The organism is Nocardiopsis chromatogenes YIM 90109 (assembly GCF_000341185.1).
GTDB lineage: Bacteria > Actinomycetota > Actinomycetes > Streptosporangiales > Streptosporangiaceae > Nocardiopsis_A > Nocardiopsis_A chromatogenes.
Genome location: NZ_ANBH01000283.1, coordinates 1 through 23,766, shown reverse-complemented (window position 1 = coordinate 23,766; position 23,766 = coordinate 1). Strand labels below are relative to the sequence as shown.

Here is a 23,766-nt window from a genome sequence, read left to right as displayed (position 1 = left end):
AGTGACGACGCTGTCCCGACGGAGGTGCCCATGGACGCGGTGACGAACGTCCCCGTGCCGGCGAACGAGCCCGTGCTGACCTACGCCCCCGGCAGCCCGGAGCGGGCCGAGCTGGAGACGAAACTGGCCGAGCTCGGCAAAGAGCCGGTCGAGCTGCCGATGACCATCGACGGCGAGCGCCGCATGGGCGGGGGGTCGCGCATCGACGCGGTCCAGCCGCACCGCCACTCCGCCGTCCTGGGCACCATGGGCAACGCCACCCACGACGACGCCCGTGCCGCCGTCGCCGCGGCCAAGGGCGCCGCGCAGCAGTGGCGGGACCTGCCCTTCGACGAGCGCGCCGCGGTCATCCTCCGCGCCGCCGACCTGCTCGCGGGCCCCTGGCGCCAGACGCTCAACGCCGCCACCATGCTCGGCCAGTCCAAGACCGCGATCCAGGCCGAGATCGACGCCGCCTGCGAGCTGATCGACTTCTGGCGGTTCAACGTCGCCTACGCCCGCCAGCTCATGGAGCAGCAGCCCTACAGCCCGGCCGGGCAGTGGAACCGCATGGAGCAGCGGCCGCTGGAGGGCTTCGTCTACGCCATCACGCCCTTCAACTTCACCGCCATCGCGGGCAACCTGCCCACCGCCCCCGCGCTGATGGGCAACACCGTGGTGTGGAAGCCCTCGCCCACCCAGCAGTTCGCCGCCGACCTGACGATGCGGCTGCTGGAGGAGGCGGGCATGCCCCCCGGCGTCATCAACATGGTCACCGGCGACGGCCTGGCCGTCTCCGACGTCGCGCTGGCCGACCCGGAGCTGGCCGGGATCCACTTCACCGGCTCCACCCGCACCTTCCAGCACCTGTGGAAGTCGGTCGGCGAGAACATCGCGAACTACCGGTCCTACCCGCGCATCGTCGGCGAGACCGGCGGCAAGGACTTCATCGTCGCCCACCACTCGGCGAACCCGGACACCGTCCGCACCGCCATCGTCCGCGGCGCCTTCGAGTTCCAGGGCCAGAAGTGCTCGGCCGCCTCGCGCGCCTTCGTCGCCCGCTCGGTCTGGGAGCGCATGCGCGACGACCTGATCGCCGAGACCGAGGCCCTGACCATGGGCGACGTGACCGACCTGAGCAACTTCATGGGCGCGGTGATCGACCGCCGCTCCTTCGACCGCCTGTCGGCGGTGCTGGAGCGGGTCAAGGGCGACCCCACCCTGACCGTGCTGGCCGGGGGCACCGCCGACGACTCCGAGGGCTACTTCGTGCGCCCGACCGTCATCGAGGGCACCGACCCCTCCAACGACGTCTTCCGCACCGAGTACTTCGGCCCGGTCGTGGCGGTGCACGTCTACGAGGACGGCGACTACGACCGTATCCTGGAGGTCGTGGACCAGGGGTCGGACTACGCCCTGACCGGCGCCGTCATCGCCGACGACCGCGCCGCCGTGCAGAAGGCCCAGCACGCCCTGCGCTTCACCGCCGGGAACTTCTACATCAACGACAAGCCGACCGGCTCGGTCGTGGGCCAGCAGCCCTTCGGCGGCGCCCGCGCCTCCGGGACCAACGACAAGGCCGGCTCCGCGCAGAACCTGGCCCGCTGGGCCAGCCCGCGCTCCATCAAGGAGACCTTCGTTCCGCCGAAGACCTCCGCCCACCCGCACCAGGGCTGATCGGCCCGGGATCACCCCCCGGCCCCGGGCGGCGGCGCCCGGGGCGGTCAACATCGGTCCCGCGGAGCCGCCCGTGCCGGGCCCCCAGCGGGGTCCGGCACGGGCGGCCCTCGGAGGAAACGCGAGGTCATCCATGCTTCGTACGCCACTGCTGGCGGCGGCACGCTCCACCGCGTGCCGACGGCTCGTCGAGCGCACCCCCGTGACCCGGTCCCTGGTGGACCGGTTCGTCGCCGGGTCCACCCAGGAGCAGGCGCTCCCCAAGGTCGCCGAGCTCACCAGGGACCGCTACGTCACCCTCGACCACCTGGGCGAGGACACCACCGACGCCGCGCAGGCCCAGGCCACGGTCGGGGCCTACACCCGGCTGCTGGCGGCCCTGGACGAGCAGGGCCTGGCCGGGCGGGCCGAGGTGTCGGTCAAACTCTCGGCGGTCGGCCAGTTCCTTCCGGCCGACGGCGAGAAGATCGCCCTGGAGAACGCGCGGGACATCTGCCGCGCGGCCGAGGCCGCGGGCACCACGGTGACCCTGGACATGGAGGACCACACCACCGTGGACTCCACCCTGTCCATCCTGCGCGACCTGCGGGTGGACTTCCCCTGGGTGGGCGCGGTGCTGCAGGCGTACCTGCACCGCACCGAGGCCGACTGCCGCGACCTGAGCGGCGCGGGCTCGCGGGTGCGGATCTGCAAGGGCGCCTACGACGAGCCCGCCTCGGTCGCCTACCAGGACAAGGCCGAAGTCGACAAGGCGTACGTGCGCTGCCTGAAGATCCTCATGGCGGGGGAGGGCTACCCGATGGTGGCCTCGCACGACCCGCGCATGGTGGCGATCGCCCAGAGGCTCGCCGCCACCGCGGGCCGCTCCGAGGAGGAGTACGAGCACCAGATGCTCTACGGAATCCGCGACAACGAGCAGGTCCGCCTGGCCGCCGAGGGCAAGCGCATGCGCGTGTACGTCCCCTACGGCGACGAGTGGTACGGCTACTTCATGCGCCGCCTGGCCGAGCGCCCGGCGAACATGATGTTCTTCGCCCGCTCCCTGATCACCCGCGGCTGAACCTGCGGCCGTCCCCGACCCCGCCCGCGGACGATCCTTCGGGGCCGGAGCGGATGACACCCCTCTGGCACCGAACGGCCCCGGGGCCTGCGAAAGAGCAGCCCCGGGGCCGTCGGCGTCCCCGCCCATCCGCCGCCGGCTCCCTGGGCAAGCGTTGCCGATCGCGGCGACCGCGCGCACGCCCGCCGTCCGACGACGCTGCCCAAAGGGGCACCCCCTGTGCCGCATGCGTTGGCGGTCGGAGTGCCCTCGTTCCCGGGGCGTCGGCGCTCACCCGCCGGTGCCGGGCCGCCCGTCCACAGCGGCCCTTGCCGCGGCCACGAAGGCGGCGACCGCCGGGTGGTCGCCGCCTCCTGCGCGGAAGGCGACCTTCGACCGCCGGAAGACCGGAAGCCGGGTCAGCACCGCCCCCTCGGGGACGGGGGTGGTGGCGATCTCCGGGACGAACCCGACCCCCTGCCCGATGGCCGCCAGCGACAGCACCGTGCGGAAGTCGTTGACCTGGTGGCGGATCCTCGGCTGGAAACCGGCCGCCTGGCAGGCGCGCACGACCATCGCGTGGCCGGTCGTGCCGTCCCGCGCCGTGATCCACGGGGCGTCGGCGTAGGGTCCGAGCAGTTCCGCGAGTGTGCCGGGGCGCTCCGCGGTTCCCGGGGAGATGTCGCCACCGAGGGCGGTGCCGGTGGCCAGGTACATCGGCTCCTCCAGCAGGGACACCTCATCCACCGTGGTGTCCGGTGACGCGGGGACGAAGTCGTAGTCGTGCACGAGCGCCGCGTCCAGGTCACCGGCCCGCAGGCCGTCGGAGACGCGCGCCGAGTCGATCTCCTGCACCATCGGCTCCAGCGCCGGGTGCCGCCGGGCCAGCTCGGCCAGTGCGGCGGGCAGGATCGTGTGCCCGCCGGAGGGGAAGGTCCCGACGCGCAGCGGACCGCCGATGCCCTCCCGGGCACCGGCCAGTTCGGCCACCGCCAGTTCGAGGCGTTCCAGCACGGCGTCGGCGTGCGTGACGAGGGTCCGTCCCGCGGGGGTGAGGACCACCCGCCGTCCGCTGCGCTCCAGCAGCGGCACCCCCGCCTCCCGTTCCAGTGCGGCCAGCTGCTGGGAGACGGCGGACGCGGTGAAGGTCAGCGCCTCGGCCACGGCCGCGATGGTGCCCCGCCGGTCCAGTTCGCGGAGCAGGTGGAGACGGCGGACATCGAGCATAAGAACAGCTTAGGTGTTCCGCCAGAAATCGGAAATGGACCTACAGGGTCGGCCTCGGCGAGGCTGGAGCCATGACGCCCGAACCGATCTTCACCGGCCTGTACGTCCCGCTGGTCACCCCCTTCACCGACGACCTGCGCCTGGACCGGGGCACGCTGGTCCGCCTCGCCGACGATGCGCTGACGGCCGGGGCCTCCGGCCTCGTCGCCCTCGGCACGACCGCCGAGTCGGCCGCGCTGACCGCCGAGGAGAAGCGGACCGTGGTGCGCGTCTGCTCCGCCGCCTGCCGGGAGCACGGCGCCCCGCTGATCGTCGGGGTCGGCACCGGCGACACCGCCTCCGCCGTCGCGTCGCTGCGCGAGCTGGCCGCCGCCGGCGATGCCGCCGCGGCGCTCGTCCCCGCCCCGCCCTACATCCGTCCGGGGGAGGCGGCGACGCTGGCCCACTTCACCGCGCTGGCCGAGCAGGGCGGCCTCCCGCTGATCGTGTACGACATCCCCTACCGGACCGGCCAGGCCCTCAGCGCCGAGACGCTCGCCGCGCTCGGCCGCCTCCCCGGGGTGATCGCGGTCAAGCACGCCATCGGCGCGATCGATGCGACCACGGTCGAGCTGCTCGGCCGCGCGCCGCGGGGCTTCGCCGTGCTCGGCGGTGACGACGTCGTCCTCTCGCCCCTGCTGGCGGCGGGCGCCCACGGCGGAATCACCGCCTCGGCCAACGTCCGCACCGCCGACTTCGCCGAACTGGTCGCGCTGTGGCGCCGCGGCGACGCCGGACCCGCCCGCAGGCTCGGCGCCGAACTGGCCCGCCTGTCCGCCGCGCTCTTCGCCGAGCCGAACCCGACGGTCATCAAGGGCGTGCTGCACGCCCAGGGCCGCATCCCCAGCCCGGCCGTCCGCATGCCGCTGCTGGCCGCCGCCGCGGACTCGGTCGACACGGCCGTGCACCTGGCCGATAGCCCTGTGCTCCACGAAGCGCCGACCCCGTGCTGAGGCGCGGCCCGCCGGGCGGCCCCGGCCCCGTGTGAAGCGGGGCCGCCCGGTGTCGCCGATGCGGCATCAGCACGGAATCAGTACGGACGGTCCCCCACGATGGCCACGCGCTCGGCCACGCGCGGGTGCGGGTGGTAGTCGTTCACCGCGTAGTGTTGCGTTGCGCGGTTGTCCCAGAAGGCGATCGAGTTCTTCTCCCACCGGAACCGCACCTGGTACTCGGGCACGTGCGCCTGCTGGAACAGGTGACGCAGCAGCGCGTCGCTCTCCTCGCGCTCCATGCCCAGGATGCGGGTGGTGAAGGAGACGTTGACGAACAGCGTCTTGCGCCCGGTCTCCGGGTGGGTGCGCACCACGGGGTGGTGCACCGGCGGGAACCGGTCCTGCCACTCCAGCAGCCGCTCCCGGTCCAGGAAGCGCGCGAAGCCCGGGATCACGTCGTGCTCGGCGACGGCCCCGTCGATGCGGGCCTTCACGTCCTCGGAGAGGTTGTCGTAGGCGGCGGCCATGTCGGCCCACATGGTGTCCCCGCCCTGCGGCGGCACCTCGACCAGGCGGAGGATCGCCCCCAGGGCGGGCTCGCGCCGCCACGTCACGTCGGTGTGCCAGACGTTCTCGTAGCTCGGCGGCATCTTCCCCTTGGCGAAGCGCGCCACCACGGCGTCGTCGCCCTGGTCGATGAAGGGGTTGGTCTCCAGGTCGCCCCACATGCGGGCGATCTCCTGCTGCCGCTCGGAGGTGATCGGCTGGTCGCGGAAGAAGACGACCTTGAACTCCAGCAGCGCGCGGTGGATCTCGGCGCGCAGCTCCTCGGAGATCTCCTCGCGCAGGTCGACCCCGTGGATCTCGGCACCGATCACCGGGCCGAGGGGGCGCACCTCGAACAGCCGGTACGGCGCGGACTCCTGGCCCTCGGCGAGGCGGCGCAGCGTGCGCGGCCCCTCGACGACGGCCTCGTCCACGGTGCGCGCGTCGCGCAGCCGCGTATCCGGATCCGCCGTCGGGTTCGTGGTCGGGTTCTCGGCGATGGTCATCAGGGTGTTCCTTTCTCTTCTGTCGGGAGCACTGTCGGGTGGACCGGTCGCGGGGTGTCCGGACCGGGGATCGGGGGCCCGGGGACATCGGGCGGACAGGGCGCGGCGGTGCGTGGCCGCACTGCTGCGCCGAGTGATGGATTCAGGGGTGGCAGGGCGGGTGAGCGGCCCTCTGCCGAACGCGTCCTGGCAGGCGCGGCCGCCGCCGGGTCGGGGCGCAGGCGGGGACGATCGGCACCGCTCGGTCTCAGAGGGCCGAAGAGGGTGTCAGCGGAAGACGGACAGGGATCGGCGGCGGACCGGGATCACAGGGACGGGTGTCCAGGGGGACCGGGTGTCCGGCGGAACGGAGAAGCCGCGAAGGGCGGGCCGGGAACATCACCCGGGACGGCGCGGAGAGGCGCGCCGGATCAGACGAGGAAAGGAGGAGACCCCAGGCGTCCGCGCAGGCGGATCACCCCGGCGGCACCGCGTCCGATGGCGCGGTCGCGTCGGCCCCGACGGATCGTCAGGAGGAGGCGGGGGTCGGTCGTCATGGCGCCGAGCATGGGGGAGGGGCCCGACGTCTGTCAAGGTGAGTCCGAGCCGTGACACCGCCCGGGAACCCGCCGGAGGGGCCGCACGTTAGGTTGAAGGCAGTAGACCCACGGCCCTGGAAAGGCTTGCACAGACATGCGGATGAGGAGCTCCAATCCCGTCCTGAAGCGGGCGATGCAGTCCGGTCAGGGCGGCGGGTACGGCCAGCAGGCATACGGCGGCTACCAGCAGCCCTATGGACAGCCCGGCTACCCCCAGCCCGGATACGGACAGGACGCCTACGGCCACCCCCAGCCCGGCGCCTACGGCCAGCCGCCCATGGCGCCCGCCCAGGGACGGCTGACCATCGACGACGTCGTCGTCAAGACCGGCATCACCCTCGGGGCGGTGCTCGTCACGGCGGTCATCAACTACTTCATCGGGTGGATGGTCGACCCCGGCCTCGCGATGGGGCTGACCTTCGTCGGCGCCATCGCCGGGCTGATCCTCGGTCTGGTCATCGGCTTCAAGGGGTCGACCAACCCGGCCCTCATCCTGGCCTACGCCGCCCTTGAGGGGCTCTTCGTCGGCGGTTTCAGCTTCATCCTCGAAGCCCAGCTCGTGGCCACCGGGGTGTCCGACTCCACCACGGGCTCCCTGGCGGTGCCCGCGATCTTCGGCACGATGTTCGTCGCCGGGACGATGCTCGCGCTGTACAAGTTGAAGATCATCCGCGTCACCAACACCTTCGTGAAGGTGGTCTCGGCCGCGGCGATCGGCTTCTTCGTGCTGATCCTGGCCAACTTCCTGCTGAGCTTCTTCATCGACGGCGGCCTGGGCCTGCGCACCGCCAGTCCGCTCGGCCTGATCGTCAGCGCCGTGGCGATCGTGATCGCCGCCGCCGTGCTGGCGATGGAGTTCAAGAACGTCGACGACGCCATCGCGATGGGCATGCCGGAGAAGTTCTCCTGGCAGCTCGCCTTCGGCCTGACCGTGACCCTGGTCTGGCTCTACATCGAGATCCTGCGCCTGATCTGGATCGTCAAGACGCTCTTCGAGTAGCCCGGGCGGCCCCGGCGGCCCTCGAAGCGGACACGGGAAAGGCGCCGCACCCGAAGGGGTGGGGCGCCTTTCCTGCGCCGGGGAGACGCCCGGTCGTCCGTCGTCGAGCCGGCCTCAGGCGCGCTGCCGCGGGATGGGCTGGTGGCTCCGGTGGCGGCGCATGTACTCCTGCACGATCGCGTGCGCGTAGCCGCGGCTGAGCTCGTATTCGTCGGCGAGCCAGGCGCTGCGTTCGGAGCAGCGGGTCAGCGACGGCCCCTTGTCGAGGGCGTCGAACCACTCGTGGAGGTCGCGACCGGTGACGGACGGGATGCGGGCGAGCAACTGGGCGTGGATCTCCGGCGAGTGGGTCACCGCCATGGGTGCACCTCCGATGCTGAGCGGCACTTACCTGCGACCTTGCAACAGGATGAAGCCTTGGACAAGCCCCGGTGACAGGGTTTTACCCTCGGTTTCGCCGCTCGGGGCGCCCCGCTGGTCCGGGACGCCCCGATTCCTCCGCATCCGCCCGGCCTGTGGGCCCCGGCGGTCAGCTCAGCCGCTCGAAGACGGCCGCCATGCCCTGGCCGCCGCCCACGCACATGGTCTCCAGCCCGAAGGTCTTGTCGTGGAACTGCAGCCCGTTGAGCAGGGTGCCGGTGATCCGCGCGCCGGTCATGCCGAAGGGGTGGCCCACGGCGATCGCCCCGCCGTTCACGTTGAGCTGGTTCTCGATGTCGATGCCCAGGTCGTCGGCCGACGGCAGCACCTGGGCGGCGAAGGCCTCGTTGATCTCGACCAGGTCGATGTCGGAGATGGTCATGTTGGCCCGCGCCAGCGCCTGCCGGGAGGCCGCGACCGGGCCCAGCCCCATGATCTCCGGGGACAGCGCGCTCACCCCGGTGGACACGATCCGCGCCAGCGGGGTCAGCCCGAGCTGGGCGGCCTTGGTGTCGCTCATGACGACCACGGCGGCCGCGCCGTCGTTGAGCGGGCAGCAGTTCCCGGCGGTCACCGTGCCGTCCGGGCGGAACACCGGCTGGAGCTGGGAGACCTTCTCATAGGAGGTGCCGGGCCGGGGGCCGTCGTCGGAGTCGGCCACGGTGCCGTCCGGCAGCGTGACCGGGGTGATCTCGCGGGACCAGAACCCGTTCTCGATGGCCTGCTCGGCGCGGTTCTGCGAGCGCACGCCGAACTCGTCCTGGCGCTGCCGGGAGATGCCGCGCATCTGGGCCACGTTCTCGGCGGTCTGGCCCATGGCGATGTAGACGTCCGGCAGCTCGCCGTCCTCGCGCGGGTCGTGCCAGGTGTCGGCGCCGCCCTCGGCGCGGCGGGCGGTGCGCTCCTCGGCGGGGGCGAACGCCGGGTTCTTGGTGTCGGGCAGGGAGTCGCTGTTGCCCTTGGTGAACCGGCTGACCATCTCCACGCCGGCGGAGACGAACACGTCGCCCTCCCCGGCCTTGATGGCGTGGTAGGCCATCCGGGTGGTCTGCAGGCTGGAGGAGCAGTAGCGGGTCAGGGTGGCGCCGGGCACCGAGTCCCAGCCGAGCTGGACCGCGATCACCCGGGCCAGGTTGTTGCCCTGCTCGCCGCCGGGCAGGCCGCAGCCCAGCAGCAGGTCGTCGATGTCCTTGGGGTCGAGCTGCGGCACCTTGGCCAGTGCCGCGGTGATGATCTGGGCGGTGAGGTCGTCGGCCCGCAGGTCCTTCAGCGACCCCTTGAAGGCGCGCCCGATGGGCGAGCGCGCGGTCGCGACGATGACGGCTTCAGGCATGCTCGCGGCCCTTCCGATGGTCTGTACGGTCGTCGGGTCTGCCGTGGTAGATCCCGTTATTACCAGCAAGTTAACCTGTCGGCCGCCGGGCCGGCGGCGCCGGGGTGCCTCAAGCGCGCGAGGGCGCGGTGCTCTCCGCGCCCCCGGGGCCTCCGGTGTCCCCGGCCTCCCCGGCGGCATCGGCCCCCGCGTCCGCCTCCGCTACCGGGCGGGCCCGGCCGCCGCGGCGTAGCAGGGCCGCCCAGCGCCCGCGCGGCCCGCGCTCGCGCCCGGCCACCCGCACGCCGCTGACCTCCATGCCCGGCTCCTCGGCGGCCTCCACCGCGGCCCGGTCCACCGGCAGGACGCCCTCGCCGCCGCGCCGGTCCAGCGGTGTCTCCAGCTCGGGCAGCAGCCCCAGGGCGGCGCAGGCCGACGGCAGCACCGCGGTCGCCGCGTGGGCGTACCCGCGCGCGGAGGGGTGGAACCGGTCGGGGCCGAACATCTCCTCCGGCCGGGCGGAGAAGTCGTCGGCGAGCAGGTCGGTCAGTGACACGGTGCGCCCGCCCTCCTCCACCACCGCGATGGTCTGCGCGGCGGCGAGCTGGCGCGAGGCGCGGCGGGCCACGGTGCGCAGCGGCTGCCCGATGGGCCGCACGCTGCCCAGGTCGGGACAGGTGGCCACGACCACCGCGGTGCCCTGGGCGTGCAGGGTGCGCACCACGCTCTGCAGGTGGTGCACCGCGTCGGCCGGGCGCACCCGGTGGATCACGTCGTTGGCGCCGATGAACACCACCGCCAGGTCGGGCGCGGCGCCGTCCAGCCGCCCGGCCTGGCGCACCAGGTCGGCCGAGGTGGCGCCGACCTTGGCGGTGCTGCGTAGCCGCACCGGCCGCCCGGCGGCCTCGGAGATCCCGGCCGCCAGCAGCGCGCCGGGCGTCTTGGGCCCGTCGGTCAGGGCGAACCCGGCGGCGGTGGAGTCGCCGAGGATCGCGAAGTCGATGGGCGGGCCGGTGCCGCCGCCGTAGACGCCCTCCACCTCCGGCGGCGTCCACGAGGTGAACCCGATGGCGCGGTAGGCCAGGCGCGCCTGCAGGTACAGCAGCGCCATGGTCCCGGCCCCGAGCAGGGTGAGCCCGCCGCCGCCGAACGCGGTTGCGGTCGCGATCCTTCTGGCCCGTGCGGCGCGCAGCATTGCCCCCTCCTCTGCCCCCTGGGGCGGTGGTCCCCGTCGTCCCATAGCAAGATGCCCTCCGCGCCGCCGTCGTACGCACCGGCGGACCCGGGCGGGGACGGCGCGGCCCTTGTAGTGTCGGTGCCACCAGGGGAGAGCGCCCCCACCAGGGGCGGGCATCCCGGACAATGGCGTTCAGAAGGGGAGCCCCGATGCGGGTGCACCAGTCGTTGATCGATCTCGTCGGAGACACCCCGCTGCTGCGGCTGAACAAGGTGACCGAGGGCCTGGCGCCGACCGTGCTGGCCAAGGTCGAGTACTTCAACCCCGGCGGATCCGTGAAGGACCGCATCGCGCTCCGGATGGTCGAAGAGGCCGAGAAGGACGGGCTGATCGGCCCCGGCGGCACCATCGTCGAGCCGACCTCCGGCAACACCGGGGTGGGGCTGGCCATCGTCGCCGCCCAGCGCGGCTACCGCTGCGTGTTCGTCTGCCCGGACAAGGTGGGCAACGACAAACTCGCCGTCCTGCGCGCCTACGGCGCCGAGGTGGTGGTGTGCCCGACCACGGTCGCCCCCGACCACCCGGACTCCTACTACTCGGTCTCCGACCGCCTGGCCGAGTCCATTCCGGGCGCCTGGAAGCCGGACCAGTACGCCAACCGGAACAACCCCGAGTCGCACTACCGGTCCACCGGCCCGGAGATCTGGGAGCAGACCGAGGGGCGGATCACCCACTTCGTGGCGGGCATCGGCACCGGCGGCACCATCACCGGCACCGGCCGCTACCTCAAGGAGGTCTCCGACGGCCGGGTGAAGATCATCGGCGCCGACCCCGAGGGGTCGGTCTACTCCGGCGGCAGCGGGCGCCCCTACCTGGTGGAGGGGGTCGGCGAGGACATCTGGCCGGAGACCTACGACCCCTCCGTCTGCGACGACGTCATCGCGGTCAGCGACAAGGACTCCTTCCTCATGACGCGCCGCCTGGCCAAGGAGGAGACGCTGCTGGTGGGCGGCTCCTGCGGCACGGCGGTGGAGGCGGCGCTGCGGGTGGCCGCCACCGCCTCCCCCGACGACGTGATCGTGGTGCTGCTGCCCGACGGCGGGCGCGGCTACCTGGCCAAGATCTTCAACGACGACTGGATGGCCGACTACGGGTTCCTGTCCACCGAGACCGAGGAGCCCACCGCCGGGGACGTGCTGGCGGGCAAGAGCGCCTCGCTGCCGGAGTTCGTGCACGTCCACCCGCACGAGACGGTGGGCACGGCGGTGGAGGTCATGCGCGAGTACGGGGTGAGCCAGCTCCCCGTGATGAAGGAGGAGCCGCCGGTCATGGCGGCCGAGGTGGTCGGCTCCATCGCCGAGCGCGACGTGCTGGACGCCCTGTTCGCCTCCCGGGCGCGGCTGCAGGACACCGTCGGCGACCACATGAGCGCGCCGCTGCCGGTGGTGGGCGGCGGCGAGCCCGTCAGCCGGTGCGTGGAGCTGCTGCGCGGCGCCGGGGCGCTGGTGGTGCTGCGCGACGGCAAGCCGGCCGGGGTCCTCACCCGCCAGGACCTGCTCGCCCACATGGCGGGGTAGCCGAGCCCGCGGCCCGGCCCCCGTCCTTCGGGCGGGGGCCGCGGACCGGGACGCGCCGGGCGCCTATTACAGTTCACCACGGCATTACCCGTCGGTAGATTCGAGGGTGCAGGTGGCACGGCTGACGTCCTGGGTCGCGCGCGGGCTGTGGGGGTGGCTCCGCCGCAACGCCGACGTGCGCGCGGGCACCCGCGCCGCGCGCCGGTTCGCCGCCTACGGGCCGGGCACCTCCATCGCCTTCCCCACCGCCACGGTCTTCGGCGAGCCGTGGATCGCCCTGGGCGCGCACACCCTCATCGGCGCCGACATCACCCTGTCCGCCGGGATGCTGCCCGGCATGGACCTGGGCCCCGAGCCGCTGCTGCGGATCGGCGACGGCTGCACCATCGGCCGCGGCTCGCACGTGGTGGCGCACTGCTCGGTCGAGATCGGCGACCACGTCTTCACCGGCCCCTACGTCTACATCACCGACCAGAACCACGTGTACAGCGACCCGCACACCCCCGTGGGGCTGCAGTGGCCGCAGGACGCCCCGGTCCGCATCGGGTCGGGCACCTGGATCGGCGCCAACGCGGTGGTGCTGCCCGGGGTGCGGCTGGGGCGCAACTGCGTGGTGGCCGCCGGGACCGTGGTGCGCCCCGGCGTGTACCCCGACCACAGCGTCATCGCCGGGGTGCCCGGCAAGGTGGTGCGCCGCTACGACGAGGAGGCCGGGTGGGAGCCGCCGCTGCGCCCGGACGGCGGCGCCCACCCCGCACGCCGCGGCTGCCGGGGCCCCGCCCCGCCGCCGGACTGAGCGGCCCGGGGCACCCGCACCCCCTAGTGTGGTCGCCATGACGTTCGACGGGTTTGAGACGCTGGCGATCCACGCCGGTCAGGAGGCCGACACCGAGACCGGTGCGGTCGTCGTCCCCATCTACCAGACCAGCACCTACGCCCAGGACGGCGTGGGCGGTCTGCGCGGCGGCTACGAGTACTCGCGCACCGCCAACCCCACCCGCAAGGCGCTGGAGGAGTGCCTGGCCGCGCTGGAGTCCGGCGCGCGGGGCCTGGGGTTCGCGTCCGGCATGGCGGCCGAGGACACCCTGCTGCGCACGGTCGCCGGACCGGGCGACCACGTGATCATCCCCGGCGACGCCTACGGCGGCACCTTCCGGCTGTTCTCCAAGGTGCTGGAGCGCTGGGGGGTCGCCTGGGAGGCGGTGCCGCAGACCGATCCGGACGCGGTGCGCGCCGCGGTGCGGCCGGAGACGGTCGCCATCTGGACCGAGACGCCCACCAACCCGCTGCTCAACATCACCGACATCGAGGCGCTGGCCGGGATCGCGCACGACGCCGGCGCGCTCCTGGTCGTGGACAACACCTTCGCCTCGCCCTACCTCCAGCAGCCGCTGGCGCTGGGGGCCGACGTCGTGGTGCACTCCACCACCAAGTACCTGGGCGGCCACTCCGACGTGGTCGGGGGCGCCCTCGTGGTCGCCGACCCGGAGCTGGGCGAGCGGCTGGCCTTCCACCAGAACACCATGGGCGCGGTCGCCGGGCCCTTCGACGCCTGGCTCACCCTGCGCGGCGTCAAGACGCTGGGCGTGCGCATGGACCGGCACTGCGCCAACGCCGAGCGGATCGCCGACGCCCTGCGCCACCACCCGGCCGTGAGCGAGGTGGTCTACCCGGGCCTGGCCGAGCACCCCGGGCACAAGCTGGCGGCCCGGCAGATGCGCGGCTTCGGCGGGATGGTCTCCTTCCGGCTGCGCGACGGGGAGAAGGCGGCGCTGCGGATGTGCGAGCGCACGCAGGTGTTCACCCTGGGCGAGTCCCTGGGCGGGGTGGAGTCGCTGATCGAGCACCCCGCGCGGATGACGCACGCCTCGACGGCCGGGTCGCCGCTGGAGGTCCCCGCCGACCTGGTGCGGCTGTCGGTGGGCATCGAGTCCGGCGACGACCTGGTGGCCGACCTGCTGGCGGCGCTGGACTGACCGGCGCGCCCGACCGCGTCCGCGGCCCCTCCCGGTGCTCCTGGGAGGGGCCGCGGTGCTGTGCGGGGCTCTGGCGGGGTCCGGCGCACGCTCCCCGGCGGCGCCTACTCCTCGGCGGAGCCGTAGGCCGCCAGGCGGGCGTCGAGGCCGTCCCCGTAGTCGCGGAAGGAGCGGTGGACCGGGCGCTCGGCGGTGCCGCGCCCGGTCCCGGCGATGACCGCGCGCACCGCGCGGGCCACCTCCTCGGGCCCGGGGAGCAGCCCCAGCGGCAGGTAGCGGGTGTCCTCCAGGGCGACCCACCCGTCGGCGTCCATGGCGCCGAAGCGCCAGCCGCTCTCCTCGTCCCAGACGAACCGCATCCGCCCGCCGTCGGCGCCGCGCGCGATCACCGTCGCGTCGCGGGGGTCCATCGGGTCGTTCCAGTGGTCGAGCACCTCGGTTCCGCCCGCGGCCAGCGCGGCGGCGACCGCGTCGACGTAGGGCTGGGGCAGTAGGACCCACGCGGGGCTGTAAGGCGCGGGCATCAGGCCGTTTCCGTTCACGGCGCGTTCCTTGTCTAGGACTGTGAGGAATGTGAGGACAGTGTGAAAGCGACGATGTGAAAGTGAAGAGAAAAGGGGGCGGACTCGGGTTCAGGGCGGCCGGTCCCCGTCTCCGCTCAGGGATATGCGGTGGGGGCCCACGGCGCCAGTGGGGCGCGCGGGTGTTGTGCAGCCGTAATGCTCTCCGGCCGTTCTCGGTCGGCGGGCCTTCGCGCCCCCCAGGGGGCCGATGTCCGTTTTCGTCCTCAGAATCCTGTTCGCCGCCCCGAATGGCGGGCGTGCCCGGCGCGGGCCGGACACGCGGTCCATTCGGGACGCTCCGCGGCCGTTTCCGTGCGCGGACCGGCCGCCCTCAGATCAGGGCACCGGTCCGGTCGCGCCGACCCTCGGTGTCGGCGCGGTCGCCGAGGCTCTCGGGGAAGCAGAGCCCGGAGACGGTGCGGCCGGCGCCGGAGAAGGAGCGGTTGTCGCTTCCGTCGCGCAGCGCGCGGTAGCGGCCGCGGTCGTTGCGCTTGATCCCGATGGAGGCGGCGATCAGCAGCCCCAGCAGGGTGCTGAAGAACACCACCAGGACCAGCAGCAGGATCCCGATGACCAGGGGCATCTTTCATCCTCCTTTCGAACCGCGTGGGCCCGTGGGGCCCACGCGACCCCGGAGGCTCTCCGGGGGAAGGAACGGACCCGATGCCGCGGGGAGGAGAAAGATCGTCTTCTTTGGCGTTCTCCTGTTCAGCTTCATCAGATTCATTCCTATGATTATCACCATCGGCTCCGGACGGCGTTGCGTCAAGGCCGGTGAGTAGAATTATTGGTACGAATCGGCGAACGGGAGCGGACAATGGAGCCTCGGCACCTGGAGATCGCCCAGGACCTCATGGAGGACATCGACCAAGGCCGCTACGCCCCCGGGGCGCCGCTCCCCACCGAGGACCGCCTGATGGAGCTCTACGGCACCTCGCGCAACACCGTGCGCCGCGCCATGCAGGAGCTCACCAACCGCGGACGGATCGACATCAAGCAGGGCAGCGGCAGCACCGTGCGCCGCTACCGGCCCACCACCCACCTGGCCAGCTCCGCCGAGGGCGAGGCCGACGACGAGCGGTACGCCGCCTACGTGCGGCGCATGCGCACCGAGCAGGGGATCGAGCCCAACCAGCGGCTCCGGGTGATCGTGGAGACCGCCGGGCCGACCGTGGCCGACCTGCTGGAGCTCGGCCCCGGCGAGGAGGACCGCTACGTGGTCATCCGCCGCTGCGACCGCTACCTGTCCGGGCGGCTCTGGCAGCGGCAGCTCTCCTACTACCCGCGGCGGCTGGCCCAGGGGTCGGACAAGGGGGCCGAGCTGATGACGCCCGAGGACATCCCGCGCGGCACCCGGACCCTGCTGGCGGAGATGGGCTACCCCCAGACCCGCTCGTGGGACGTGGTGGGTGCCAAGATGCCCTCGCTGAAGGACTCCACGCTGTTCGGGATCGGCCCGGGCATNCGGGGGGGGGGAGCCGGTCCGGTTCACCAAGACGCTGATGCCGGCCGACCGGCACCAGCTCATGTACTTCGAGGGGGAGATGACCCCCGAACAGCTGCGCTCCGGGACCGACCTGAACATCTACGACCACTGAGGCCGCCGGGCCCGGCGGGGGAGCGGGCGCTCAGGGCGTGCGCGAGGGCGGCCTCGGCCCGTCCCGGAATGCCAGGCCGACCACGCGCCTTCCGGACGCCGCCAGTGGGCCTGAGTCGGAGTCGTCGCGCAGGGACCGGTAGCCGCCCTTGCGGTCGCGGCTGCGGATTCCCAGGGAGACGGCGAGCATGAAGCCCAGCGCGAGGCCGGTGGCCACCAGCCCCGCGACCAACAGAAGGACCGCCATGGGGCGCCCTCCTTCCCGGTCTCGGACCCGCCAAGGGGTGCGGCGGGGGAGTCGGTGCCGGGATCGGCGTCGATCCGCGGAGTATCGTCAGTTGTCCCACCCATGGATGAGGTGGGACCAGGACAGCGGTTTGGACTTGTTGGTACAGGCTGCATACCCCTTGAGGAACGGTTCATGCGCGAGGAGAGCAGATATCGGAGGATTGCCCGAATCCTCCGCAGGGAGATCCAGAGCGGCGACCTGGCTCCCGGGCACCGGCTGGCCTCGGAGAAGGAGCTGGAGGAGCGTTTCGAGGCCTCCCGCAACACCGTGCGCCTGGCCCTGGGCATGCTGCGCAACCAGGGGCTCGTGGTCAGCCACCCCGGCCGGGGCCACTTCGTGCACGACGTGCTGCCGGTCACCTACTACGCCAACCGCTCGGCCAAGGAGACCGGGTCGGGCATCGAGTTCGCCGCCTTCGGCGCGGGCGCCCGGGTGGCCGAGCTGCTCATCGAGAGCGCGTCGGCCGAGGTCGGCAGCAGGCTCCGCATCGCGGAGGGGGAGCGGGTGGTGGTGCGCCGCACCTACGGGTACGTGGACGACCGCCGCGCCATGCGCCGCACCTCCTACTACCCGATGGACATCGCCGAGGGCAGCGCGCTGATGCACCCGGCCGACCTGCCGGAGGGGGCGGCGGCCGTGCTGGCCGGACTCGGCCACCCGCAGGCGGGGCACGTGGACGAGCTTCAGACCCGCATGCCCACCCCGGAGGAGGCCGAGGAGCTGGCGATCGGGCAGGGGGTGCCGGTGCTGGAGCTGTACCGCACCGGCTACTCGGAGGTCCGCCCGATCGTGCTCGAATGGGTGGTGTTCGCCGGGAACGGCGCCCGGTTCCAGTACGAGATCGACGACGTCAGCGCATACCGAAGGGACTGACGGCAGCGATGAGCGCGCCCAAGAGGACGATCGTGGCCGAGCACCTCCGCCAGGCCCTGATGAGCGGCGACTACCAGCCCGGGGAGCGGCTCCCGCACGAGGAGGAGCTGGCCGACCGGTTCGGGGTGTCCCGCGGCACGGTGCGCACGGCGCTGCGGACCCTGCAGGAGGAGGGGAGGATCAGCATCCTGCCGGGGCGCGGGGCCGAGGTGCGCGAGTACAGCCCGATCGTCCACCTGGCGACCGAGGTGCGCGGGGGCCGGGACTCCGAGCGCTTCGACACCGGCTACGCGCCGAACCTCCGGGCCCAGGGCTACGACTCGGTGGTCGAGGAGATCAAGGTCGTGATCGAGGAGGTGCGCCCCAAGGTCGCCCGGCGCCTGGGCCTGCCCGACCCGTCCCGGGCCGAGCCCTGCGCCCCCTCCTCTGCCCTGTCCCCTCCTCCCGCGAGCGAGCACCGGATCGTGGTCCGCCGCTGCGACCGGTTCGTCGACGGGGTCCTGTGGGAGTCGCAGACCAGCCACATGCCGTACGGGATCGCGGGCGGCACCGAGCTGATGTCGCCCGAGCGGATCGGCAGGGGCATCGACCAGGTGCTCGCCGAGCTCGGGCACGAGCGCGAGTGGTCGTGGGACGTGGTGGGGGCGCGCATGCCGACCCCGGCCGAGATCGACGCGTTCGGCCTGCGCCCCGGCGTCGTCCTGCTGGTACAGGAGAGGGTCACCTACGCGGGCGAGCGGGCGGTCCGTTTCACCGAGACGGTGATGCCGGCCGACCGCCACCAACTCCTGTACGCCGACGGCGACGCCCCGGGCGAACTGCTCCTCCTGGCCTCGGACGTGAGCATCTTCGAGACCTGAGGGCCGGGGCGGCCGCGTACCCTCCACGTGCGCTGTCGGCTGGCGGGCGTGGCGGTGGTCGCCGTGACCGGCGGGTACCCGCTTGCGGCCTCCGGCCGGGCGGCGGGTCAAGGGCGGCGACGACGAAGGAGGGCGGCCCGCCCGGCAGCGTCGTCGGCCGCCTGGCGTGTGCATGGTCCCTGCTCTCGGCGGCGACCAGGCACGCGCCCGCCACCCGACAGCGCTGCGGTAGGGGCCGCGGACCTTCCTCGTCGCCGTCACCGCCGACCGGCCGCACGCCTCGACCCCGGCGCTTGAACGCGGTGATCAGGGGCGTGCTCTGCGTGATGTGTACGCGTCGATCACGGCGGCCCCCAGGCTGTCTCCGCCGTCCTCGCCGAACCGGACCACGCGTCCGCCGCGGTCGGTGACCGCTTGGGCGAAGGCGCCCGCCGGTTCCCCGCCGCCCGGGACGATCAGGGTCACGGCGGCCCCCGCCGCCGCCAGCGCGTCCAGTTCGGCACCCGTCTTCTCCGCCGTCTCCGGGCGGGGCGGCCAGGCGAACTCCGGCGATCCGTCCCGACCGATGTGCGCGGTCGGCTCCCCGTCCGTCACCAGCACCACCACCGGCGCCCGCCCCGGATGGCGGCCGAAGTGCTCCCGTGCCAGGAGCAGCGCGTGCTGCACGTTGCTGCCCTGCACCCGCGGCCCGGCCGGTTCCAGCAGGTCCGCCGCGGACAGCGGCCGCGCCGACTCGTCGAACCCCACCACCCGCACCGCGTCCTGCGGGAACCGGGCGCCGACCAGCGTGTACAGCGCCAGCGCCGCCTCCCTCGCCGGGCCGAACAGCCCGCCGCGCACCATCGACGACGACAGGTCCACCAGCAGGCACACGGCGGCCGCCGCACGGTCCTCGGGCTCGGCGGTCCGCAGGTCCTCAGGGGACAGCGGCGGGGAACCCGGATCGGCCGCACGGCGCACGACCGCCGCACGGACCGTCGCCACCGCGTCCAGCGGCGCCGGGGTCCCGGGCTCCCAAGGGACCGATGCCCCCGGGTCCCCGGCCTCCGCCTGCGCCGTCCCCGTCGGCCCCGCCGCCCGGTCGCGCGCACGGCCGTGGCCGCCGCTCCGGTAGGCCCCTCGCCCGGGGGCCAGGCCGCGCAGGGCCGCCTCACCGAGGCGCCGCACCGCCTGCGGGGTGAGCCGTGGCCGGGAGCGGCCGCCCGTGAGCAGCCCGGCCGCGCGCAGCCGGGGCTCGACCTCGGCCAGGCGGCCGACCGCCTCGGCGGCCTCCGGCCCCAGCAGCCGCTCCGCCGCGGCGGGGTCGACTCCGCCGGGACCGCCTTCGAGCGCCCGTCCCAACTCGTCCAGGTCGGCGAGCTCCTCGATCAGGCCGACCGCCTCGGCCAGCCCCAGGTCCCGCGGGCCGTCGACCTCGGCGAAGGCATCCCGGACCAGGTCGGGGCGGCGCCGGAGCAGCGCGTCGGCGAGGCGGTCGAGCGCCTCGGCCAGGCCCGCCTCGCGAGCGGCCTCACCGAGGAGCCCCTCCAGCTCGGCGCGGCGGTCCGGGCTCAGCGACGAGGAGTGCGCCCGCGCGGCGGCGGACCGCCGGGCCAGCGCCTCGGCCAGCTCGTCCAGGCTGCGGGGGAGGTCGGCGAACTCGGGGAAGAAGGCGCCGTGCTCGGCCATGAACCGGTCCAGGTCGACGGGCTCGCCCCGGGCGTCGGCCTCCAACAGCGCGGCGAGCGCCGTGGCCATGGCCGCGACCCGCGCGGGGTCCTGGGGGAGCGCCCCGGACCCTCCCGACCGCCCGGACCGCCCCAACCGGGCTTCGACGAGGTCGCGCCGCACCTCCTCAAGGAGGCGTGCCACGGTCTCCCGCGCCTCGTCCGAGCGCCAGGGGTACGGCTCGGTGAGCAGGTGGCGCAGGGCGGCGGCCGTGTCGCGGGGGAGGGAGGCGAGTTCGCTCTCCCGGATGCGCGCGTCGTCGGAGGCGTCGGCGGCCAGGGCGCGGATTTCCAGCCCGACCGCGCGGTCCAGTTCGGCGCGCGCCCGGCGGAGCACCCCGTCGATGCCTCCGCGCCGTGCCGCCTGTTCGCGCCGTTCCCGCACCTGCCGTAGGAGCCCGTCGGTGCCCGGCACCCCTTGTGCGCCCTGCCGCAACAGGTCGCGCAGGGCCTGGTGGGGGCGTTTACCGGCGAAGACGCCGCGGCCGAGGTCGCGCAGCGCCCGCGCGGTGTCGAACGGGGGCGCGAGGGGGTCGGGGCCGGGCCGGTAGGGGAGGTAGCGGACCCGGTCGCCGCCGGCCGCCCCGTCCCCGGCCGCCCTGTCGCCGGTCATTCCTCCGGCCTCATGTCCGGTACACCGACCGGCCGCCGGAGCCCTCCGCGCCGCCCGGCGCTCCGGCCTCCTCGGGTCCGTCGTCCGCCTTGGACAGCCTCCGGGTCAGGTAGAGCCCCTCCATGGCCAGCTCCAGCGCCGCGGCGGCCTCCCCGGCGGCCGCGTCCGGCCCCTCCGGCGCCCCATCGCCGCCCTGCAGGGCCCCGCCCCGCGCGGCGCGGTCGGCCAGCACGCCCAGGCCCTCCAGCGGGCCCACCGACGCGAGCAGGCCGGCCGCGGGCACCCCCGCCCCGGCCTCGGCGGTGCCGCCGCCCGCGAAGTGCGCCTTCAGCGGCTCCAGGTCCTCCTCGGCGAAGCGCTCACGGAACACCTCGGCCGCCGCCCGCCGCAGCAGGTGGTCCAGCACTTCGCCTTCGCGCCCCTCCTCGCCCGGCGCGAACTCGGCCTTCCCGCGCAGCGCAGGGACCGCCGACGCCAGGTCGGCCACCCGGGCCACCGCCGCCTTCTCCCCGGTCAGCGCCGCCCGCCGCTCGGCCGAGGCGGCCGCCGCCTCCACCGCCGCGAGTGCGAACCGGGCCGAGACCCCCGAGCGCGCGTCCACCGACGCCGAGCCCCGCACCAGCCGCGCGAAGCGGGCCACCACCGCCACCAGGTGCCCCGGCACCAGCACCCGGCCCGCGGGCGCGGCCTCCTGGCGCACCAGGGCCTCCTCGTCGTCGGCGGTCAGCGGGTAGTGCGTGCGCACCTCGGCGCCGAACCGGTCCTTGAGCGGGGTGACGATCCGCCCCCGGTCGGTGTAGTCCTCCGGGTTGGCCGTGGCCACCACCAGCAGGTCCAGCGGGAGCCGCACCGCGTACCCGCGGACCTGCACCTCCCGCTCCTCCAGCACCCCGAAGAGCGCCACCTGCACCCGGGCCGCCAGGTCGGGCAGCTCGTCCAGGCCCAGCACGCCCCGGTTGGCCCGCGGCACCAGCCCGTAGTGCAGCGACGCCGGGTCGTCCAGCGCGGCCCCCTGCGCCAGTCGCACCGGGTCGATGTCGCCGACCAGGTCGGCCACGGAGGTGTCGGGGGTGGCGAGCTTGCCGGTGTACCGGTCGCCGCGGTGCCGCCAGGCCACCGGCAGGTCGTCGCCGAGCCGCCCGGCCGCCTCCTTGCAGCGCGGGCACACCGGCGCGAACGGGTCGTCGCCGATCGGGCACCCCTCCACCGCCGGGGACCAATCGTCCAGCAGCCCGGCGACCGCGCGCTGGAGCCGCGTCTTGCCCTGCCCGCGCTCGCCCAGCAGCACGATGTCGTGGCGGGCCAGGAGCGCCCGCTCCACCTGGGGCAGCACGGTGGCGTCGAACCCGACCAGGCCGGGCAGGCGCGGCCGCCCGGCGCGCATGCGCTCCAGCAGCGCGCGGCGGACCTCCTCCTTGACGGGCAGCGGCGTGTGGCCGGAGTCCCGCAGGGCGCCGAGAGTGGCGGGGAACGCGTCGGGGGATGTGAGGGCGGACACGCAGGCGAGTCTAGTGGCGGGGCGCCGCGTGCGGCATCGCCCCAGCGGGGCCGCCTCCGGTGAAATAAGCGGCCTCAACGGAAGGTTTCACATCGCGGGGCTGCAAGGATGGTCCCCCGGGCCGGCGCCCCGGCCCGGAACGGACCGACGAGCGATGTGGGGTGCGACCAGTGGCCAGGTTCGGTGATGCGCTTGCGTCGGGCGCCGATCTGGTGAGCGCGGCCGAAAGGGCGGTACAGGAGGCGGTGCGTTCCCTCGACGGCCCTGCCGACCTCATCTTCTTCTCGGTCTGCGGCACCGACACCGAGGAGGTCGTCCTCGCCGGTGAGCGGGTGATGGGCATGGCCCCCGGGTCGGTGAGCATCGGCTGCACCTCCGCCGGTGTGATCGGCGGCGGCCGCGGCGTGGAGGAGCAGGGCGCGGTGAGCGTGTGGGCGGCGCGGCTGCCCGACGTGGAGATGACCCCCTTCCAGCTGGACGTGGTGCCCGAGGGCGACCACCTGGCGGTGGTCGGCATGCGCGAGCCCGACCCGTCCGACCGGGCGGCCCTGCTGCTCGCCGACCCCTACCGCTTCCCGGCCCAGTCGTTCGTGGAGCGCTCCACCGATGCGCTGGGCGGCCTGCCGCTGGTCGGCGGGCTGGCCGACGGGATGGGCGGGAACGGCTCGGTGCGGCTGTTCTTCGAGGGCGAGGTGGTCGACGCGGGCGCCATCGGCCTGCTGCTCGGCGGCGACGGCATCGTGGGCACCATGGTCAGCCAGGGGTGCCGCCCGGTGGGCCCGGCGATGGCCGTCACCGGGGCCGAGGGCAACGTGGTCAGCGGCCTGGCCGGGGTGCCCGCCTACGACCGGCTGGAGCAGCTCATCAACGCGCTGCCGCCGGAGGAGCAGGAGCTGGCGGCCGGGGGCGGGCTGCACATCGGCATCGCCATGGACGAGTACGCCGACCGGCACGAGCAGGGCGACTTCCTGATCCGCTCGGTGGTCGGCGCCGACCCGGACGAGAACAGCCTCACCATCGGCGACACCGTGGACGTGGGGCAGACCGTGCGGTTCCAGGTGCGCGACCGGGACACCGCCGACACCGACCTGCTGGAGCGGCTGGGCTCCTTCGGCGAGGACACGGGCGGGCGCGCGGCGGGGGTGCTGCTCTTCTCCTGCAACGGGCGCGGGGCGTCCATGTTCGGCACCGCCGACCACGACGTGCGGGCGGTCCGCAGGGCGCTGGGGGTGGACGCGGTGACCGGCTTCTTCGCCGCCGGAGAGGTCGGCCCGGTGGCGGGCCGCAACCACGTGCACAGCTACACGGCCTGCCTGCTGGCCTTCGGGGACTAGATCGTTGATGGGACATGTGTGCCCCGATCAGTGGTCGACGACCACCGGAGGCCGCGTGAGCGGGGCACCGATCAGCCGGTTGCGCCGGACCGCGGCGTAGATCGCGCAGACCACCCCGGCCCCAACCGGCCCTTCAGCGTCCAGACCACCCGCTCCGCCACCCCGATCCTCTGGCGCACCCGGCCCGGTTCCACGGATGGGGTCCGCTGGAGTGGTGAACCGTCGCCGGGCACCGCTCGGCCGCCCGTTGGCACGGAGGGCGCCGGTCAGGGCTCCGAGCGTGGACCGGGACCGGCTCGGAACGGGGGCGGCCGCGCTGACCCGGGTGAACGGAAGTCACACCCCTCCGGCGGACGTGGCATGCCTTGAGGAGGGCGGCGGCGCGATGGCCGAATCCGGACGCCGTGCGCGACGGCCGCGATCCACATGGCGCCGCCGCCCCTGA

At 74.0% G+C, this 23,766-nt stretch carries 20 protein-coding genes; 11 read left to right on the top strand and 9 right to left on the bottom strand.

Translation table 11 applies throughout. From position 1 onward, the window contains the following. Positions 1-30: 30 nt before the first annotated feature. Positions 31-1,656 carry an L-glutamate gamma-semialdehyde dehydrogenase gene (gene pruA, locus D476_RS0125765; protein ID WP_017626797.1) on the top strand — a complete coding sequence of 542 codons (1,626 nt, stop codon included), beginning with the start codon at positions 31-33 and terminating at the stop codon, positions 1,654-1,656. 133 nt (positions 1,657-1,789) lie between these two features. Beyond that, positions 1,790-2,716: a proline dehydrogenase family protein gene (locus D476_RS0125760; RefSeq protein WP_017626796.1), complete on the top strand. Its 927-nt coding sequence runs from the start codon at positions 1,790-1,792 to the stop codon at positions 2,714-2,716. Between the two features lie 270 nt (positions 2,717-2,986). Here D476_RS0125760 and D476_RS0125755 read toward each other — a convergent pair whose 3' ends face one another. After that, on the bottom strand, positions 2,987-3,922 hold the full coding sequence (locus tag D476_RS0125755; RefSeq protein ID WP_017626795.1) for a LysR family transcriptional regulator: 936 nt from the start codon (positions 3,920-3,922) through the stop codon (positions 2,987-2,989). 71 nt (positions 3,923-3,993) lie between these two features. On the opposite strand from D476_RS0125755, the gene D476_RS0125750 reads away from it, so the two are divergent. Further along, positions 3,994-4,914 carry a dihydrodipicolinate synthase family protein gene (locus tag D476_RS0125750; protein WP_017626794.1) on the top strand — a complete coding sequence of 307 codons (921 nt, stop codon included), beginning with the start codon at positions 3,994-3,996 and terminating at the stop codon, positions 4,912-4,914. Between the two features lie 77 nt (positions 4,915-4,991). Here D476_RS0125750 and D476_RS0125745 read toward each other — a convergent pair whose 3' ends face one another. Continuing rightward, on the bottom strand, positions 4,992-5,948 hold the full coding sequence (locus D476_RS0125745; protein WP_017626793.1) for a TauD/TfdA dioxygenase family protein: 957 nt from the start codon (positions 5,946-5,948) through the stop codon (positions 4,992-4,994). 672 nt (positions 5,949-6,620) lie between these two features. On the opposite strand from D476_RS0125745, the gene D476_RS0125740 reads away from it, so the two are divergent. Next, positions 6,621-7,526, top strand: a complete 906-nt coding sequence (locus tag D476_RS0125740) for a Bax inhibitor-1/YccA family protein (protein ID WP_026123852.1) — start codon at positions 6,621-6,623, stop codon at positions 7,524-7,526. 114 nt (positions 7,527-7,640) lie between these two features. Here the strand turns inward: D476_RS0125740 and D476_RS0125735 are convergent, their stop codons facing one another. The 3 genes from D476_RS0125735 to D476_RS0125725 form a co-directional block, all read right to left on the bottom strand. Beyond that, positions 7,641-7,886, bottom strand: coding sequence for a DUF4287 domain-containing protein (locus tag D476_RS0125735; protein WP_017626791.1), 246 nt, complete (start codon positions 7,884-7,886; stop codon positions 7,641-7,643). A gap of 169 nt (positions 7,887-8,055) precedes the next feature. Then, the gene (locus D476_RS0125730; protein WP_017626790.1) at positions 8,056-9,279 is read right to left on the bottom strand and encodes an acetyl-CoA C-acetyltransferase; all 1,224 of its coding nucleotides are present in this window, start codon (positions 9,277-9,279) and stop codon (positions 8,056-8,058) included. 109 nt (positions 9,280-9,388) lie between these two features. Further along, on the bottom strand, positions 9,389-10,453 hold the full coding sequence (locus D476_RS0125725) for an SGNH/GDSL hydrolase family protein (RefSeq protein WP_017626789.1): 1,065 nt from the start codon (positions 10,451-10,453) through the stop codon (positions 9,389-9,391). 191 nt (positions 10,454-10,644) lie between these two features. On the opposite strand from D476_RS0125725, the gene D476_RS0125720 reads away from it, so the two are divergent. From D476_RS0125720 to D476_RS0125710, 3 genes are all read left to right on the top strand, one after another. Then, positions 10,645-12,012: a cystathionine beta-synthase gene (locus D476_RS0125720; protein WP_017626788.1), complete on the top strand. Its 1,368-nt coding sequence runs from the start codon at positions 10,645-10,647 to the stop codon at positions 12,010-12,012. Positions 12,013-12,124: 112 nt separating this feature from the next. Next, a complete protein-coding gene (locus D476_RS34565) occupies positions 12,125-12,808 on the top strand; it encodes an acyltransferase (RefSeq protein WP_083939646.1) in 684 nt (227 codons plus the stop codon). Positions 12,809-12,845: 37 nt separating this feature from the next. Beyond that, positions 12,846-13,988, top strand: a complete 1,143-nt coding sequence (locus tag D476_RS0125710) for a cystathionine gamma-synthase (RefSeq protein ID WP_026123851.1) — start codon at positions 12,846-12,848, stop codon at positions 13,986-13,988. A 104-nt stretch (positions 13,989-14,092) separates the two neighbouring features. Here the strand turns inward: D476_RS0125710 and D476_RS0125705 are convergent, their stop codons facing one another. Together D476_RS0125705 and D476_RS0125700 are read right to left on the bottom strand one after the other, a co-directional pair. Next, on the bottom strand, positions 14,093-14,530 hold the full coding sequence (locus D476_RS0125705) for a DUF6292 family protein (RefSeq protein WP_017626785.1): 438 nt from the start codon (positions 14,528-14,530) through the stop codon (positions 14,093-14,095). 352 nt (positions 14,531-14,882) lie between these two features. Continuing rightward, positions 14,883-15,134 (bottom strand): hypothetical protein, encoded by a 252-nt coding sequence (locus tag D476_RS0125700; protein ID WP_017626784.1) that lies wholly within the window; start codon positions 15,132-15,134, stop codon positions 14,883-14,885. A gap of 234 nt (positions 15,135-15,368) precedes the next feature. On the opposite strand from D476_RS0125700, the gene D476_RS34560 reads away from it, so the two are divergent. The 3 genes from D476_RS34560 to D476_RS0125680 all read left to right on the top strand — a co-directional run bounded on the left by D476_RS34560 (position 15,369) and on the right by D476_RS0125680 (position 18,170). Beyond that, positions 15,369-16,340 (top strand): GntR family transcriptional regulator, encoded by a 972-nt coding sequence (locus tag D476_RS34560; RefSeq protein WP_239648826.1) that lies wholly within the window; start codon positions 15,369-15,371, stop codon positions 16,338-16,340. A gap of 229 nt (positions 16,341-16,569) precedes the next feature. Continuing rightward, positions 16,570-17,310: a GntR family transcriptional regulator gene (locus D476_RS0125685; protein ID WP_017626783.1), complete on the top strand. Its 741-nt coding sequence runs from the start codon at positions 16,570-16,572 to the stop codon at positions 17,308-17,310. Positions 17,311-17,318: 8 nt separating this feature from the next. Further along, positions 17,319-18,170 (top strand): GntR family transcriptional regulator, encoded by an 852-nt coding sequence (locus D476_RS0125680; protein WP_020380498.1) that lies wholly within the window; start codon positions 17,319-17,321, stop codon positions 18,168-18,170. Positions 18,171-18,476: 306 nt separating this feature from the next. Here D476_RS0125680 and D476_RS0125675 read toward each other — a convergent pair whose 3' ends face one another. Next, entirely contained in the window at positions 18,477-20,489 is a 2,013-nt protein-coding gene (locus D476_RS0125675) for a vWA domain-containing protein (protein ID WP_017626781.1), read from the bottom strand. Between the two features lie 10 nt (positions 20,490-20,499). After that, positions 20,500-21,987 (bottom strand): sigma 54-interacting transcriptional regulator, encoded by a 1,488-nt coding sequence (locus tag D476_RS0125670; RefSeq protein ID WP_017626780.1) that lies wholly within the window; start codon positions 21,985-21,987, stop codon positions 20,500-20,502. 170 nt (positions 21,988-22,157) lie between these two features. Here D476_RS0125670 and D476_RS0125665 point away from each other — a divergent pair, with 170 nt between their 5' ends. After that, positions 22,158-23,321 (top strand): FIST signal transduction protein, encoded by a 1,164-nt coding sequence (locus tag D476_RS0125665; RefSeq protein ID WP_026123849.1) that lies wholly within the window; start codon positions 22,158-22,160, stop codon positions 23,319-23,321. Positions 23,322-23,766 lie beyond the last annotated feature (445 nt).

Coding starts and splice junctions, on each gene's coding strand:
- pruA (WP_017626797.1), top strand. CDS start 31: ATGGACGCGGTGACGAACGTCCCCGTGCCGGCGAACGAGCCCGTGCTG.
- D476_RS0125760 (WP_017626796.1), top strand. CDS start 1,790: ATGCTTCGTACGCCACTGCTGGCGGCGGCACGCTCCACCGCGTGCCGA.
- D476_RS0125755 (WP_017626795.1), bottom strand. CDS start 3,922: ATGCTCGATGTCCGCCGTCTCCACCTGCTCCGCGAACTGGACCGGCGG.
- D476_RS0125750 (WP_017626794.1), top strand. CDS start 3,994: ATGACGCCCGAACCGATCTTCACCGGCCTGTACGTCCCGCTGGTCACC.
- D476_RS0125745 (WP_017626793.1), bottom strand. CDS start 5,948: ATGACCATCGCCGAGAACCCGACCACGAACCCGACGGCGGATCCGGAT.
- D476_RS0125740 (WP_026123852.1), top strand. CDS start 6,621: ATGCGGATGAGGAGCTCCAATCCCGTCCTGAAGCGGGCGATGCAGTCC.
- D476_RS0125735 (WP_017626791.1), bottom strand. CDS start 7,886: ATGGCGGTGACCCACTCGCCGGAGATCCACGCCCAGTTGCTCGCCCGC.
- D476_RS0125730 (WP_017626790.1), bottom strand. CDS start 9,279: ATGCCTGAAGCCGTCATCGTCGCGACCGCGCGCTCGCCCATCGGGCGC.
- D476_RS0125725 (WP_017626789.1), bottom strand. CDS start 10,453: ATGCTGCGCGCCGCACGGGCCAGAAGGATCGCGACCGCAACCGCGTTC.
- D476_RS0125720 (WP_017626788.1), top strand. CDS start 10,645: ATGCGGGTGCACCAGTCGTTGATCGATCTCGTCGGAGACACCCCGCTG.
- D476_RS0125710 (WP_026123851.1), top strand. CDS start 12,846: ATGACGTTCGACGGGTTTGAGACGCTGGCGATCCACGCCGGTCAGGAG.
- D476_RS0125700 (WP_017626784.1), bottom strand. CDS start 15,134: ATGCCCCTGGTCATCGGGATCCTGCTGCTGGTCCTGGTGGTGTTCTTC.
- D476_RS0125685 (WP_017626783.1), top strand. CDS start 16,570: ATGCGCGAGGAGAGCAGATATCGGAGGATTGCCCGAATCCTCCGCAGG.
- D476_RS0125680 (WP_020380498.1), top strand. CDS start 17,319: ATGAGCGCGCCCAAGAGGACGATCGTGGCCGAGCACCTCCGCCAGGCC.
- D476_RS0125675 (WP_017626781.1), bottom strand. CDS start 20,489: ATGACCGGCGACAGGGCGGCCGGGGACGGGGCGGCCGGCGGCGACCGG.